Origin of the sequence: Caballeronia humi (assembly GCF_001544475.1) — a bacterium.
In the GTDB taxonomy this organism is placed as follows: domain Bacteria; phylum Pseudomonadota; class Gammaproteobacteria; order Burkholderiales; family Burkholderiaceae; genus Caballeronia; species Caballeronia humi.
Genome location: NZ_FCNW02000017.1, coordinates 70,866 through 85,126, shown reverse-complemented (window position 1 = coordinate 85,126; position 14,261 = coordinate 70,866). Strand labels below are relative to the sequence as shown.

The following is a 14,261-nucleotide window of genomic DNA, read 5'->3' as shown; positions in this document are numbered from 1 at the left end:
TGCAATGGTTCGTGCAACTGTCGCGCGGCTTGCCGGCATTCGCACGGAACGTTCCCTTAAGCCACTCACAAAAGGCATCGGACCGCTATGACGCTGAATTCGCTACCTGCCTGGCCGGCGCTCCAGTCGCACTATGACGACATCTCCGGCGAGCGCCTGCGCGACTGGTTCGCGCCGCAAAACGACACCTCGCCGACGCGCGCCGAGCGCTTCACCTACGACGGCGGCGGCATCGCGATCGACTTCTCGAAAAACCGCATCACCGATGCCACGCTCAAGCTGCTCGTCGAACTCGCGCAGCAGGCGAAGGTCGCCGAGCGCCGCGACGCGATGTTCGCGGGCGGCATCGTCAACATGACCGAGCATCGCGCGGCGCTGCACACGGCACTGCGCGCCACCGCCGACGACGCCCCGTTCCAGCAGCAAGTCCGCGCCGAGAAAGCGAAGATGGCCGCGTTCGCCGACAAGGTCCGCGACGGCTCGTGGACGGGCTACACCGGCAAGCGCATCCGGCACGTGGTGAACATCGGCATCGGCGGGTCGGATCTCGGGCCGAAGATGGTCGTGCACGCGCTGCATCATCTGGCGTCGCCGGAACTGGATACGCACTTCGTCTCCAACGTCGATGGCGCCGATCTCTACAACGTGCTGCAAACCATCGACGCGGAAGAGACGCTCGCGATCATCGTGTCGAAAACGTTCACCACGCTCGAAACGATGACCAACGCGCGCTCCATGCGCGACTGGTTTACGAAGCAAGGCTGCCCGGAAGACGCGCTCTCGAAGCATTTCGTCGGGGTGTCGGCGAATCCGGAGGAAGTGGTCAAGTTCGGCATCGCGAAAGAGAATGTTTTCGAGATGTGGGACTGGGTCGGCGGGCGCTATTCGCTGTGGTCGGCGGTGGGGCTGTCGATCATGCTGTCGGTGGGGCCGAAGAACTTCGACGGCCTGCTCGAAGGCGCGAACAAGATGGACCAGCATTTCCGCGCCGCGCCGCTCGACAAGAACCTGCCAGTGCTGCTCGGCATGCTTGGCATCTGGTATCGCAATTTCTTCGGCTCCCAGTGCGAACTGGTCGCACCGTATTCGGAGGCGCTGCACTTTCTGTCCGCGTATTTGCAACAACTGGAGATGGAAAGCAACGGAAAGTCGGCGCGGCTCGACGGCACGTTCGTCGATTACCCGACGGCGGCCGTCATCTGGGGCGAGCCGGGCACGAACGGCCAGCACGCATTCTTCCAGATGCTGCATCAGGGGCCGACCATCATCCCGATCGACTTCATCGCCGTACTCACGCCGGAGCATCCGCTGCCCGATCACCACGCGAAGCTGCTCGCGAACTGTTTCGCGCAGAGCGAAGCGTTGATGCTGGGACGCACGCTTGAGGAAGCGAAGAAGGTGGCGGGCCCGGGCAAGGAGGAACTCGCGACGCATCTGAGCTTCCCCGGCAACCGGCCGACCACGACGATCCTGCTCGACGCGCTCACGCCGCAAACGCTCGGAGCGCTGATCGCGCTGTATGAGCACAAGGTGCTCGTGCAGGCTTCCGTGTGGGACATCAATCCGTTCGACCAATGGGGCGTCGAACTGGGGAAGATCCTTGGCAAGGTCGTCGAAGCCGATATCACCGCGCCGAGCGCCGATCCGGCGAAGCACGATTCGTCTACGTCGATGCTGATCGCTCGGGCGAGGAACGCCTTGAAGCGTTAAACGGTGTGGGCTGGGTCTAAACGCCCAGCCCGTTTACCAGCCGCCCCGCTTCTATCGTCACCGTCGCATCGCAGCGCTCCGCCAGTTCCGTGTCATGGGTGACCAGCACGAGCGTCGCGCCGTTGCGGCGGTTCATCTCGAACATCAAATCGATGATCGCGTAGCCGGTGGCGGCATCGAGACTACCGGTCGGTTCGTCGGCGAAGAGCACGGCCGGATGCGTGACGAACGCGCGCGCGAGCGCCACGCGCTGCTGCTCACCGCCCGACAAGAGCTTCGGATAATGCCCCGTGCGTTGCGCGAGCCCGACCTGATCGAGCAGCGCCCGCGCCCGCGACGCGATCTCCCGGTGCGGTATTTCGGCGCGCAATTCGAGCGGCAGCATCACGTTTTCGAGCGCCGTGAGATGCGGCATCAACTGGAACGACTGGAACACGAAGCCGACCGCGCCGCTGCGCAACGCCGCGCGTTCGTCTTCGCTCAAGCTGCCGAGTTCCTTGCCGAGCAGACGAACCGAGCCCTCGCTCGCGCTGTCCAATCCGGCAAGCAAGCCGAGCAGCGTCGACTTGCCCGATCCCGATGCGCCAACGATCGCCACACTGCTGCCCTTCGCGATCGAAAGGTCGATCTGATCTAGGATCGTCAGTTCACCCGTTGCGTCCTTAACCCGCTTGCTCAATCCCCGTACTTCGATGACTGGTTCGATATTGTTTTGCATGGAAAACTTCAAGGTGAACTGGGACGCACGCGTGGCCGCGTTCGTGACGGCCGCGGCGTTCTCGTCGATGGCGGTTGCTTCATCGGCGCACGCGGCGGAAGCTGCGCCCGCGAAGGCGAAGCCGACGATTGTCGTGCTTGGCGACAGCCTCTCGGCGGAATACGGTCTGCCGCGCGATACGGGCTGGGTCAAGCTCCTGCGCGACCGTCTCGAAAAAGAGCGTCTCGATTATAGCGTCGCCAATTCGAGCATCAGCGGCGACACCACGAGCGGCGGACGCGCGCGTTTGCCAGCAGTGCTGAACCGGCTGAAGCCGGCGGTCGTCGTCGTGGAGCTCGGCGGCAACGATGCGCTGCGCGGCGTTCCCCTCGCGACGACGGAAGCGAATCTGCGCACGATCGTCGAGGCATCGCAGGCGGCGAATGCGAAAGTTCTACTCGTCGGAATGTACGTTCCGCCCAATTACGGCCCTGACTATTCGCAAAAGTTCCACGGCGTGTACGAGCAGTTGTCGAAGGAGAAAAAGGTGCCGCTCGTTCCGTTCCTGCTTGCAGGCATTGCCGACCAGCCGACGATGTTCCAGGCCGATCAGATTCATCCGACGGCTCAGGCCCAGCCTTTGCTATTGGAAAACGTCTGGCCAAGCTTGAAACCGCTGCTTGGCGCGGCCGCTTCCAAATAACGATTGATGTCGAGGCGGCACTGCCAAGCGGACTTCAGACATAACGCGGAACAAGGCCACGATTCAGTTATCTGAGACTTTCGCGTCACTCTTAAAACCCGGCTCCGCAGTGAGCGCCTCAACACGGAGGTAACGTGAAATATTTATCCCTTCTCGCCATGACCGTTGCGATCTCGGCTTGTGCCGCCCAGCCGCCGGCTGGCGTGCAGCAAGTGGGCACGAGCCAGAAGGCTCCGAAGGTCGTCGCACAGTGCATCTCGCAGAAATGGGCCGACAAGTCGCAGCAGCAAGTGGTCTCGCAGGACACGCTTGCGAACGACCAGGCCGTCGATGTCTACGTTCCGGGTCAGCAGCCGCCGGCAGGCGCGGCCGCTGTGGTGCGTCCGAACTGGTCGGGTCCAGGGTCTTGGGTCGGCTTCCGTGCCTCGGGCGCGGCCGGCAGCGACACCACCGGCGATATCCAGACTTGCCTGTGACCGCTTAGGTCCAGTTGTCAAAAAGCCCCGCTGTCTTTCGACGAGCGGGGCTTTTTTGTGTTTCTTTGAAGCGTTACTGCTGGTCGGCCGTAGCAGGTGCCTGCATGAGCTTCACCTTCGAGCGCGCCTTCAAGGCTTCGAGGTACGCTTCCATCTCCGCCTGAGCGTAGACTTGCGCGACCTGCTGCTGCGCGCCCGCGAGACGATCGGCTGCGACAGGCGTCGCCTTCGCGATGCCGTTCACGCGATAGATCGCATACCCGTCCTTGCCTAGATCGACGCCGACATACGCCGGCAGCTTCGACGCGTCCGCCTTGAAGATCGCGCTCAACGCGGCGGGCGGCAAGCCCTGCGGGTCGTTGCGCGATACCGTCGATGCCGACGAAAGCCCCGCCGTCGCGTTCGACTTCTGCAATTCGGCGAGCTTCGCGGCGCCTTCCTTCTTCGCGATCGCCGCCGCCTCTTCAGCGACGACTTTCGCACGCACGGCGTCCTTCACGACATCGAGGGCGGGCACGGTAGCCGGCTTGTAGTCGGTGACGCGCGCGGCGATCAGCGTGTTGTTGCCGATGTCGATGCCCTGCGTGTTGTTGTGATCCTTCACCGAGTCCGAAGCGAACACCGCCGACAGTAACTTCGGGTTGTTCAGCGGACTGTCGGGCGGCAATTTCGGGTCTGCCTTCGGGCCGACCGTGGCCGTCTGGATCTGGAGCTTGTACTTGTCGGCGGCGGGCTGCAGGGTCTTCGACTTCTCGTAGACGGCATCGGTGAAGCCCTGCGCGGCATCGGCGAAGTTCTTCGTGGCCTGCTGTGCGACGTAGTCCTTCGCGAGCGAGTCCTTCACTTCGTCGAACGACTTCGTCGCGGCCGGCTTCACGTCGGTCGCCTGAATGATGTGGTAGCCGAAGTCTGACTGCACGACATCGCTCACGTCGCCCTTCTTGAGATTGAACGCGGCGTCGTCGAACGCCTTGCCGCCCGCGATCATGCCGCGCGCGAAGTAGCCGAGATCGCCGCCCTTCGACGCCGAGCCCGGGTCTTCCGAGTTCTTCTCCGCGATCTGCGCGAACTGGTCGGGATGCGCTTTCACTTGCTTCTGCAACTCGTCGGCCTTGGCTTTCGCCTTGGCCTTGTCGGCGTCGCTTGCGTCTTTCGGCGCGTTGATCAGGATGTGGCTCGCGCGCACCTCGCCTTCCGTGCGATAGCGGGCGATATTGTCGTCGTAGTACTTCTTGAGCTCGGCGTCGGTGGGCTTGATCGACGCCGACAAATTCGCCGGCGACAACAGCACGTACTGGATCTGCGCCGTCTCGGGCGTCGCGAAATCGTTGCGATGCGCGTCGTAGTAGGACTTGATTTGTGCGTCGGTGGGCTGGACCTTCGACGCGTAATCCGCTGCGCGGAATGCGAGACCCTGCACGTCGCGACGCTGCTCGGCGAGTTCCGTAAGACTCTGCGCGAGTGCCTTCGAAGTGAATGCGCTCGCCTGGATGCTGCCCGGAAGCTGCTCGGTGGCGAGCCCGTAGCGGATGCGCTCGTCGTACTGTTCGGGCGTCATGCCCTGCATCGCGAGCAACTGCTTGTAGCGCTCGACGTCGATCGTGCCGTCAGGCTTCCTCAGCGACGAGATCACCGGATCGGCAAGCAGCGCGCGGCGCACGGCTTCATCGGATGCGGTGAGATGCAGGCGCTGGGTTTCGTCGGCGAGGACGCGCTGCTGAACGATGCTGTCGATGAGCGCCGAGCGCATGGCGGGCGTCTCGAACATCTTCGGATCGAACTGGGGGCCGAGCATCTGGCGCGCGCGATCGACTTGCTGGCGCAGCGCGTTGTCGTATTCGACGCGCGAGATCTTGTGACCGTTGACGCTCGCGACATAGGCGCTATCGTCGAAGAAACTGCTGAACCCCTGAACGCCGACGATCCCCAGACCCGGTACGACGATGAGGATCAGGAGCGCCATCATCAGGCGTTGGTGATTGCGGAAAAAATCGAGCATGCGGAACGATGCCTTAAGACAAAACGCCCGATATTACAACAGCGGGCAATAAAAAAGGCGAACCGGAGTTCGCCTTTCTCGTGGATGCTGGCGGAGTGGACGGGACTCGAACCCGCGACCCCCGGCGTGACAGGCCGGTATTCTAACCGACTGAACTACCACTCCTGATGTTGCTGCGTTTGCTGCTTTCGAGTGAGAACTGGTGGGTGCTGAGAGGCTCGAACTCCCGACCTACGCCTTGTAAGGGCGCCGCTCTACCAACTGAGCTAAGCACCCGCTCCCGACTCGATCGCCAGATATAGACGTTGCTCTCGAAGCGAGCCCCGTATCCAGCGAGTCCGCTAGTTTAGCGCATCCTTCAGTGCTTTGCCAGGGCGAAATTTCGGCACCTTGGCCGCCTCTATCTCGATCGCATCGCCGGTGCGCGGATTGCGTCCCGTGCGCGCCACGCGCTTGCCGACCGCGAACGTTCCGAAGCCCACGAGCGTCACTGTACCGCCCTTCTTGAGCGTGCTGCGTACGCCGCCGATCATCGCGTCGAGCGCGCGTCCGGCAGCGACCTTGGTGATATCGGCCTCCTGCGCGATATGGTCGATCAGTTCCGTCTTGTTCATTGTGATCCCCGTTTGTAGTTGCACGTTGTTGTCTATGCGGTCCGCCATCGACCTGACCATGCCGGACGCGGCGCTCATTAGAAGTAGCCGAAAGACACGTGTCAACGAGGGTTGCCGCCGATTCGCGCCGTTTGATCGCGCATTTAGAAGGGATCGTCAAAAAAACAAAGACCCGCGGGATTTCGCCCGCGGGTCTCTTTAGCGCTCTCAACGCGACATCTGTCGCGCGTCGTTGGCCTTCAGTGCTTCACGAACTCACCCGCTGCAGGCGAATCCTTCTGCGCTTCAGCCGCGGCGACCGGCGCCGGCTTCGCTTCATCTTCCGGCAATGCCTCGGGCACGCGTTCGAGCGCGAGTTCGAGGACCTTGTCGATCCAGCGAACCGGGATGATCTCGATCGAGTTCTTCACGTTGTCCGGAATGTCGGTCAGATCCTTCGTGTTCTCTTCCGGGATCAGCACGAGCTTGATGCCGCCGCGATGCGCTGCCAGCAGCTTCTCCTTCAGCCCGCCGATCGGCAGCACCTCGCCGCGCAGCGTGATTTCGCCCGTCATCGCGACATCGGCACGCACCGGAATACCGGTCAGGACCGACACCAGCGCCGTCGTCATCGCGATACCGGCGGACGGACCGTCCTTCGGCGTCGCGCCTTCGGGCACGTGGATGTGGATGTCCTTCTTCTCGAACGCTTCGTCCGCTACGCCGAGACGCCGCGAACGCGAGCGAACCACCGAGCGCGCCGCTTCGACCGACTCCTTCATCACGTCGCCGAGCGAACCGGTGCGGATCACGGCACCCTTGCCAGGCATCGATGCTGCTTCGATCGTCAGCAAATCGCCGCCGACTTCTGTCCAAGCGAGACCCGTGACCTGACCGACCTGATTCTCCTTCGCGGCCAGACCGAAGTCGTACTTGCGCACGCCGAGGAACGTGTCGAGATTGGTACCGTCTACCGTCACCGCGCCCGCCGCCTTCTTCAGCAGCAGCATCTTCACCACCTTGCGGCAAATCTTCGAGATTTCGCGCTCGAGCGAACGCACGCCGGCTTCACGCGTGTAGTAACGAATGATGTCGCGGATCGCCTGCTCGGTCACATCGACTTCGCCGTCTTTCAGGCCGTTGTTGCGCTTTTGCTTCGGCAGCAGATAACGCTCGGCGATGCTGACTTTTTCGTCCTCGGTGTAGCCCGAGAGGCGAATCACTTCCATCCGGTCGAGCAACGGCGGCGGAATGTTCAGCGAGTTCGACGTCGCCACGAACATCACATCCGACAGATCGAAATCGACTTCGATGTAGTGATCGGCGAACGTATGGTTCTGTTCGGGATCGAGCACTTCGAGCAACGCCGATGCCGGATCGCCGCGGAAATCCATACCCATCTTGTCGACTTCGTCGAGCAGGAAGAGCGGATTGCGCACGCCGACTTTCGCGAGGCTTTGCAGGATCTTGCCCGGCATCGAACCGATGTACGTCCGACGGTGGCCGCGAATCTCGGACTCGTCGTGCACGCCGCCGAGCGCCATGCGCACGAACTTACGATTCGTGGCGCGCGCGATCGACTGCCCGAGCGAGGTCTTGCCGACGCCCGGAGGCCCGACGAGACACAGGATCGGCGCCTTCACCTTCTCGACGCGCTGCTGGACCGCGAGATATTCGAGAATCCGTTCCTTGACCTTTTCGAGGCCGAAGTGATCTTCATCGAGCACGCGCTCAGCATTTGAGAGGTCGTTGTTGACCTTGCTCTTCTTGCGCCACGGCAGGCCGATCAGCGTATCGATGTAGTTGCGCACGACGGTTGCTTCCGCCGACATCGGCGACATCAGCTTGAGCTTCTTCAGCTCGGCGTCGGCCTTCTTCTTGGCTTCCTTCGGCATGCGCGCGGCGGTGATGCGTTTCTCGAGCTCCTCGAGATCCGCACCTTCTTCGCCTTCGCCCAGTTCCTTCTGGATCGCCTTGACCTGCTCGTTCAGGTAGTACTCGCGCTGGCTCTTCTCCATCTGGCGCTTCACGCGGCCACGGATGCGTTTTTCGACCTGCAGGATGTCGATTTCGGCTTCGAGCTGCGCGAGCAGATGCTCAAGACGCTCGATGACCGGGAACATTTCGAGGATATGCTGCTTCTGGTCAAGCTTGAGCGGCAGATGCGCGGCGATGGTGTCAGCGAGACGACCCGCTTCGTCGATACCCGACAGCGACGTCAGGATCTCCGGCGGAATCTTCTTATTGAGCTTCACGTACTGATCGAACTGCGACACGATCGCGCGGCGCAGTGCTTCGGTTTCAGCGCTGTCGGCGTGGTCGGGTTCGAGCGGCATCACGTCGCACGAGAATTGCGTTTCCTGCTCTTCGATGGAGAGCGTTTTCGCGCGCTGCAAGCCTTCGACCAGCACCTTCACGGTACCGTCGGGCAGCTTCAGCATTTGCAGGATGTTGGCGATACACCCTACTTCATACATGTCCTTTTCGGTCGGCTCGTCCTTCGCCGCCGTTTTCTGGGCGACGAGCATGATGTGCTTGCCGCCTTCCATCGCGGCTTCGAGGGCCTTGATCGATTTGGGCCGCCCAACGAAGAGCGGAATCACCATATGCGGGAAAACGACTACGTCGCGCAGCGGGAGCAGCGGGAGCGTAATGCGTTCCTGCGGAAGGAGTTGGGTTCCTGACATTTCATTTCCCCAGTAGTGGAATCAGTTCGTTCGTAAGTAAGGCCTGCGGACAACAAATACAAGCCTACGCATGTGGGAAAAGTTCAGTTCGAAAAAATCGCGTCAGTAACGTTCACAAGATATCCGAAAAATAAACAAAAAGCCGTTCACGTTGCCATGAACGGCCTTTCGCCGACACACAGCCCAAATCAGTTCGAGCCCGCTACCTTCGGCGCATCTTCGTAGATGAGGAGCGGCTTGCCGTCGCCGTCGATCGTGTTGTCGTCGACGATGACCTTGCTCACGCCCTTCATCGTCGGCAATTCGTACATCACGTCGAGCAACGCCTGTTCCAGAATCGAGCGCAGGCCGCGCGCGCCGGTTTTTCGTCGAATCGCCTTCTGTGCGATGGCCTGCAGCGCCGCCGGACGGATTTCCAGTTCGACGCGCTCCATGTTGAAGAGCTTGTGATACTGCTTCACGAGCGCGTTCTTCGGTTCGATCAGAATCTTGACCAGCGCGGTTTCGTCGAGCTTGCCGAGCGTCGCCACGACCGGCAGACGGCCGATCAGCTCGGGAATCAAACCGAACTTGATCAGGTCTTCCGGCTCGACGTCGCGCAGCACTTCGCCCGCGTCGCGCTCCAGCTTGCTCTTCACGCTCGCGCCGAAGCCGATGCCGGTCTTTTCCGTGCGATCGGTAATGACTTTTTCGAGGCCGTCGAAAGCGCCGCCGCAGACGAAAAGGATGTTGGTCGTATCGACTTGGATGAAATCCTGATTCGGATGCTTGCGGCCACCCTGCGGCGGCACCGACGCCATCGTGCCTTCGATCAGTTTCAGAAGTGCCTGCTGGACGCCCTCGCCCGACACGTCGCGCGTGATGGACGGGTTATCCGACTTGCGGCTGATCTTGTCGATTTCGTCGATATAGACGATGCCGCGCTGCGCTTTGTCGACTTCGTAGTTGCAGTTCTGCAACAGCTTCTGAATGATGTTCTCGACGTCCTCACCGACATAGCCGGCTTCCGTCAGCGTCGTCGCATCGGCGATGACGAACGGGACGTTCAGCATGCGTGCAAGCGTTTGCGCGAGCAGTGTCTTGCCCGAACCCGTGGGTCCGATCAAAAGAATGTTGCTCTTCGACAGCTCGATCTCGTCTTTCTTGTCGAGGTGCTTGAGACGCTTGTAATGGTTGTACACGGCCACCGCGAGAATCTTCTTCGCGCGTTCCTGGCCGATCACGTACTGATTAAGAATATCGCTGATTTCCTGCGGGCTCGGCAGGTCGGACTTGGTCAGCCCCGCTTCTTCCGCCGCGCCGGCTGCTTCGTCGCGAATGATCTCGTTGCACAAATCGATACATTCATCGCAGATGAACACCGACGGGCCAGCAATGAGTTTCTTGACCTCATGCTGGCTCTTGCCGCAAAACGAGCAATACAACAGCTTCTCGCTGTTTGAACCTTTTTTGTCCGCCATAGATGTGTAAGCCTCCGGACACTCGATTACATAATACGCCCTTCGATCTTCCCACGCAGAAACGGCCTGCGCGTCGAATGAAAGGTCTTCGGCGTGCTGCCGCAGGCGCTCTCAGGGCGGGCCGGCCTCCCGTTCAGGATGCCGGCGCTGCGTCACTCGATCAGGGACGCTTGTGAAGAACCTGGTCGACGAGACCGTACGCCTGTGCGTCGTCGCCGGACATGAAGTTGTCGCGGTCGGTGTCGCGCGCAATGCGTTCGACCGGCTGACCCGTGTGATGCGACAGCAACTGGTTCAGGCGTTCCTTCAAGTACAGGATTTCGCGCGCCTGAATCTCGATGTCCGATGCCTGGCCGCGTGCGCCGCCGAGCGGCTGGTGAATCATCACGCGCGCGTTCGGCAGCGCGACGCGCTTGCCTTTCGCACCCGCGGCCAGCAGGAACGCGCCCATGCTTGCAGCAAGACCCATGCACAGCGTGGCGACGTCGGGCTTCACGAACTGCATCGTGTCGTAGATCGCCATGCCGGCGGAGACTGAACCGCCCGGGCTGTTGATGTACAGGCTGATGTCCTTGTCGGGGTTCTCGCTTTCGAGGAACAGCAACTGCGCGACGACGAGATTCGCCGTCTGGTCGTTCACTTCGCCGACGAGAAACACCACGCGCTCCTTCAGCAGGCGCGAATAGATGTCATAGGCACGTTCGCCGCGGCCACTCGTTTCCACGACCATCGGAACGAGGCCGAGCGCCTGGACTTCGAAATCCCGCGGTGCATTTGAAGCTAACGTGTCGAGCAATTGAGCGCGAAAGGTCATGCAATTTCCTTGTTCGGAATAGGGATACTGAACGACTTTGGAACATTCAACATTAGAACGGCATCCGCCCGCACAAACTTTAATGCAAAAAAGGCGTGCGGGTCGTCACGCCGACGACCCGCACGCCCCTTGGACGCTGCTTCAGGCTTGCGCCGTTGCGCTCGCCAGTTCCTCGAAGCTGACTTCCTTGTCGGTCACCTTGGCCTTGCCGAGCACGAAGTCAACGACGTTGCTTTCAACGACGTACGCTTCCATTTCGGAAAGGCGTTGCTGATTCGAATAATACCAGCGGACGACTTCCTTCGGGTCTTCGTAGCTTTTCGCGAACTCGTCGACTTCCGCGCGGATCTGTTCAGGTTTTGCCTGCAACTCGTTGGCCTTGACCAGTTCGGCAAGCACCAGACCCAGCTTCACGCGGCGCTCGGCCTGCTCGGCGAACATTTCGGCCGGGATAGGCGCATCTGCTGCGTTCGGGACGCCGCGTTGCTGCAGGTCCTGCCGCGCCATTTCGACGAGGCGTTCCTGATCCTGCTCGATCAGCGCCTTCGGCACGTCGAGTTCAGAGATCTTGAGGAGCGCGTCCATCACCTGATTCTTCACGATCTGTTGCGTGCGACGCTTCGCTTCACGCTCAAGGTTGTCCTTGATCTCAGCGCGCATCTTCGAAATGTCGCCGTCGGCGATACCGAGCGACTTCGCGAATTCGCCGTCGATTTCCGGCAGATGCGGCCACTCGATCTTCTTCATCGTGATCGTGAATTGCGCCGTCTTGCCGGCTACGTCCTTGCCGTGATAGTCGTCCGGGAACTTGAGGTCGAATTCGCGCGATTCGCCGACCTTCAGGCCCAGCGCCGCTGCTTCGAATTCCGGCAGCATGCGGCCTTCGCCCAGCACGAACGAGAAGTCTTCGGCGCTGCCGCCCTGGAACACTTCACCGTCGATCTTGCCGACGAAATCCATCGTCACGCGGTCGGTGTCTTTCGCTGCCGTGTCTTCGCCGCCGTCGCCGTGCTCGCCGCCTTCGCCGCGTGCGTGGTAGTGCACGCGCTGCTTGCGCAGGATTTCGAGCGTGCGGTCGATTTCGGCTTCCGAGATGCTCGTGACCGTGCGCTCGATTTCAGCCGTCGCGACATCGCCCAGCTTCACTTCCGGATAGACCTCGAAGGTGGCGTCGAACGCGTAGGCGTCGGCCGGGGCTTCCTCACCCTTCGGCGCGAAGCTCGGCTGGCCTGCGACGCGCAGGTTCTCGGCGCGCGTGACGTCGAAGAATTCCTTGCCGACCTTGTCGCTCAGCACTTCGGCTTCGACCTGGCCCTGATACTGTTGCGTGACCATCTTGAGCGGCACCTTGCCCGGGCGGAAACCCGGCATGCGCACGTTCTTCGCCAACTGGCGGATACGCGAATCCACTTCCTTCTGCACGGTGTCCTTCGGCAGGGAAATGGTCACGCGGCGTTCGAGCTTGCCGAGATTTTCAACGTTAGCCATGGCTTCTATCGTCCTAAGTAATTCGAGTAGATTCGAGTATTCGGTTCGGATGTCTGGGTCTGTGGCGGCCTCGCAGCGCGCCGCCTCCGACGCCCGCACCGGGAGCGCTTGCGCGCCGTGTGCTTCGGTGTCCGGGCCGCCGCTGACGCGTTTGCGAGTCAACAGAGCCCGACATTTTAGCAAACAATTTGATACGCCCACGCGATTCAGCCGCCGGGCGCGCGATTTAGCGTTTTTTCGCCCCGATTTCGCGTTATTCCGCGTTTCTGAGACGCAAAACGTCGCGCACAATGCCGGCTATCGGGGCCAGGCTATTTTGCGTGGCGCGACACGCTGCTAAGCTTGCCGGCGCGGGTCTCGGAATTCCCTCTCGCGCATAGCCTGAAGGCATTTCCGGCATGCATCGAGTGCATAGATGGGCACCGGGCGCGCGATTTCAATCCATTCCAATACACGAGACACCATGTCAAACGCCATGTCCGCCCCTGTCGTCGTCATCGCTCCCGATTCCTTCAAAGGCTCGCTCAGCGCTGAACAAGTAGCGAACGCCATCGCGACCGGCGTGCGGCGGGCCCGCGCCGACGCCGCCGTGCGCATCTGCCCGATGGCCGACGGCGGCGAAGGCACGCTCGACGCGATGCTCGCCGCCGGCGGCGAGCGCCGCATGCTCAACGTGCGCGGCGCGGCGAGCGCCCGGCGCGAAGCGGCCACGGGTCTGCTTGGCGACGGCAGCGCGATTATCGAGACGGCGGAAGTCGTCGGCATCACCGATCCGGACGGCATGGCCGTGCCCGTCACTGAGCGCGACACGCGGGGCATGGGCGAGGCGATTCGCGCGCTGCTCGATCTCGGCGCGCGGCGCTTTTACGTCGCGCTCGGCGGCAGCAGCACGAACGATGGCGGCGCGGGGCTGCTCGTCGGCCTCGGGCTGAAACTCTTCGACGCGGACGGCAACGAACTGGAGCCAGTTCCGTCGGCGCTGTCGCGGGTTGCGCGCATCGACGTTTCGGGGCTTGATCCGCGTGTGAAGGACGCCGAGTTCATCGGGATGTCGGACGTCGATAATCCGCTCAACGGCGAGCACGGCGCGACTGCGGTCTTCGGGCCGCAGAAAGGCGTCGCGCCTGAGCAGGTCAAGGAAATCGACGCCGCTCTCGCCCGTTTCGCCGACGTGCTCGAACCGGCGCTCGGACGCACCGCGCGCGACAACGCGGGCGCGGGCGCGGCAGGAGGCCTTGGTTTCGCGCTGCACATGCTCGGTGCGAGCTTCGAGCCGGGCGCGGAAGTCGTCGCGCGGAAAATCGGGCTCGACGCGGCGCTGGAGGGCGCGAGTTGGCTGATCACAGGCGAGGGCCGCTCGGACGTGCAGACGCTGCATGGCAAGGCGCCGTTCATCGCGTGCAAACATGCGCGGGCGGCGGGCGTCGAGGCGTCGCTCCTGTCGGGCGGGATCGACCCGAAAGCGCTGCCGCGGTTGTCGGAGTTCTTCAGCGGCTGCTTTTCGCCGGCGCCGGGGCCAATCACGCTGGAAGTTGCGATTCGGGACGCTGGAACGTTGCTTGAGAATGAAGCGGAGCAGTTGACGCGATTGAAGTTTGGATCGCGGTAGGCGTGCCGGGCATTCGCGCTCAAAA

The 14,261-nt window shown here is 61.9% G+C and carries 11 protein-coding genes and 2 tRNA genes; 4 read left to right on the top strand and 9 right to left on the bottom strand.

Going from position 1 to position 14,261, the window contains the following annotated elements:
* The first annotated feature begins 87 nt into the window (after positions 1-87).
* Positions 88-1,710 (top strand): glucose-6-phosphate isomerase, encoded by a 1,623-nt coding sequence (gene pgi, locus AWB65_RS17300; RefSeq protein WP_087668319.1) that lies wholly within the window; start codon positions 88-90, stop codon positions 1,708-1,710.
* 16 nt (positions 1,711-1,726) lie between these two features.
* Here pgi and AWB65_RS17295 read toward each other — a convergent pair whose 3' ends face one another.
* Entirely contained in the window at positions 1,727-2,428 is a 702-nt protein-coding gene (locus AWB65_RS17295; protein ID WP_087668318.1) for an ABC transporter ATP-binding protein, read from the bottom strand.
* Between the two features lie 67 nt (positions 2,429-2,495).
* Between AWB65_RS17295 and AWB65_RS17290 the strand changes: the two genes are divergently transcribed.
* Together AWB65_RS17290 and AWB65_RS17285 are read left to right on the top strand one after the other, a co-directional pair.
* The gene (locus AWB65_RS17290; protein ID WP_374729748.1) at positions 2,496-3,110 is read left to right on the top strand and encodes an arylesterase; all 615 of its coding nucleotides are present in this window, start codon (positions 2,496-2,498) and stop codon (positions 3,108-3,110) included.
* Positions 3,111-3,244: 134 nt separating this feature from the next.
* Positions 3,245-3,586, top strand: a complete 342-nt coding sequence (locus AWB65_RS17285) for a hypothetical protein (RefSeq protein WP_087668316.1) — start codon at positions 3,245-3,247, stop codon at positions 3,584-3,586.
* A gap of 73 nt (positions 3,587-3,659) precedes the next feature.
* Here the strand turns inward: AWB65_RS17285 and AWB65_RS17280 are convergent, their stop codons facing one another.
* From AWB65_RS17280 to tig, 8 genes are all read right to left on the bottom strand, one after another.
* Complete coding sequence (locus AWB65_RS17280) at positions 3,660-5,585, bottom strand: SurA N-terminal domain-containing protein (protein ID WP_087668315.1); 1,926 nt, start codon at positions 5,583-5,585, stop codon at positions 3,660-3,662.
* 88 nt (positions 5,586-5,673) lie between these two features.
* Positions 5,674-5,750: transfer RNA gene (locus AWB65_RS17275), tRNA-Asp, on the bottom strand.
* Between the two features lie 35 nt (positions 5,751-5,785).
* Positions 5,786-5,861 (bottom strand) — tRNA-Val (locus AWB65_RS17270).
* Between the two features lie 65 nt (positions 5,862-5,926).
* On the bottom strand, positions 5,927-6,247 hold the full coding sequence (locus AWB65_RS17265) for an HU family DNA-binding protein (protein ID WP_159907663.1): 321 nt from the start codon (positions 6,245-6,247) through the stop codon (positions 5,927-5,929).
* A gap of 191 nt (positions 6,248-6,438) precedes the next feature.
* Positions 6,439-8,865 (bottom strand): endopeptidase La, encoded by a 2,427-nt coding sequence (gene lon / locus AWB65_RS17260; RefSeq protein WP_087668314.1) that lies wholly within the window; start codon positions 8,863-8,865, stop codon positions 6,439-6,441.
* Between the two features lie 188 nt (positions 8,866-9,053).
* A complete protein-coding gene (clpX, locus tag AWB65_RS17255; RefSeq protein ID WP_087657529.1) occupies positions 9,054-10,325 on the bottom strand; it encodes an ATP-dependent Clp protease ATP-binding subunit ClpX in 1,272 nt (423 codons plus the stop codon).
* A 160-nt stretch (positions 10,326-10,485) separates the two neighbouring features.
* Positions 10,486-11,139 carry an ATP-dependent Clp endopeptidase proteolytic subunit ClpP gene (gene clpP / locus AWB65_RS17250; RefSeq protein WP_087668313.1) on the bottom strand — a complete coding sequence of 218 codons (654 nt, stop codon included), beginning with the start codon at positions 11,137-11,139 and terminating at the stop codon, positions 10,486-10,488.
* 141 nt (positions 11,140-11,280) lie between these two features.
* Positions 11,281-12,627, bottom strand: a complete 1,347-nt coding sequence (tig, locus tag AWB65_RS17245) for a trigger factor (RefSeq protein ID WP_087668312.1) — start codon at positions 12,625-12,627, stop codon at positions 11,281-11,283.
* A gap of 463 nt (positions 12,628-13,090) precedes the next feature.
* On the opposite strand from tig, the gene AWB65_RS17240 reads away from it, so the two are divergent.
* Entirely contained in the window at positions 13,091-14,236 is a 1,146-nt protein-coding gene (locus tag AWB65_RS17240) for a glycerate kinase (RefSeq protein WP_087668311.1), read from the top strand.
* Positions 14,237-14,261 lie beyond the last annotated feature (25 nt).

Bases quoted from the DNA above. Each gene is read 5' to 3' on its own strand.
- pgi (WP_087668319.1), top strand. From the start codon at position 88: ATGACGCTGAATTCGCTACCTGCCTGGCCGGCGCTCCAGTCGCACTAT.
- AWB65_RS17295 (WP_087668318.1), bottom strand. From the start codon at position 2,428: ATGCAAAACAATATCGAACCAGTCATCGAAGTACGGGGATTGAGCAAG.
- AWB65_RS17290 (WP_374729748.1), top strand. From the start codon at position 2,496: ATGGCGGTTGCTTCATCGGCGCACGCGGCGGAAGCTGCGCCCGCGAAG.
- AWB65_RS17280 (WP_087668315.1), bottom strand. From the start codon at position 5,585: ATGCTCGATTTTTTCCGCAATCACCAACGCCTGATGATGGCGCTCCTG.
- AWB65_RS17265 (WP_159907663.1), bottom strand. From the start codon at position 6,247: ATGGCGGACCGCATAGACAACAACGTGCAACTACAAACGGGGATCACA.
- lon (WP_087668314.1), bottom strand. From the start codon at position 8,865: ATGTCAGGAACCCAACTCCTTCCGCAGGAACGCATTACGCTCCCGCTG.
- clpX (WP_087657529.1), bottom strand. From the start codon at position 10,325: ATGGCGGACAAAAAAGGTTCAAACAGCGAGAAGCTGTTGTATTGCTCG.
- clpP (WP_087668313.1), bottom strand. From the start codon at position 11,139: ATGACCTTTCGCGCTCAATTGCTCGACACGTTAGCTTCAAATGCACCG.
- tig (WP_087668312.1), bottom strand. From the start codon at position 12,627: ATGGCTAACGTTGAAAATCTCGGCAAGCTCGAACGCCGCGTGACCATT.
- AWB65_RS17240 (WP_087668311.1), top strand. From the start codon at position 13,091: ATGTCAAACGCCATGTCCGCCCCTGTCGTCGTCATCGCTCCCGATTCC.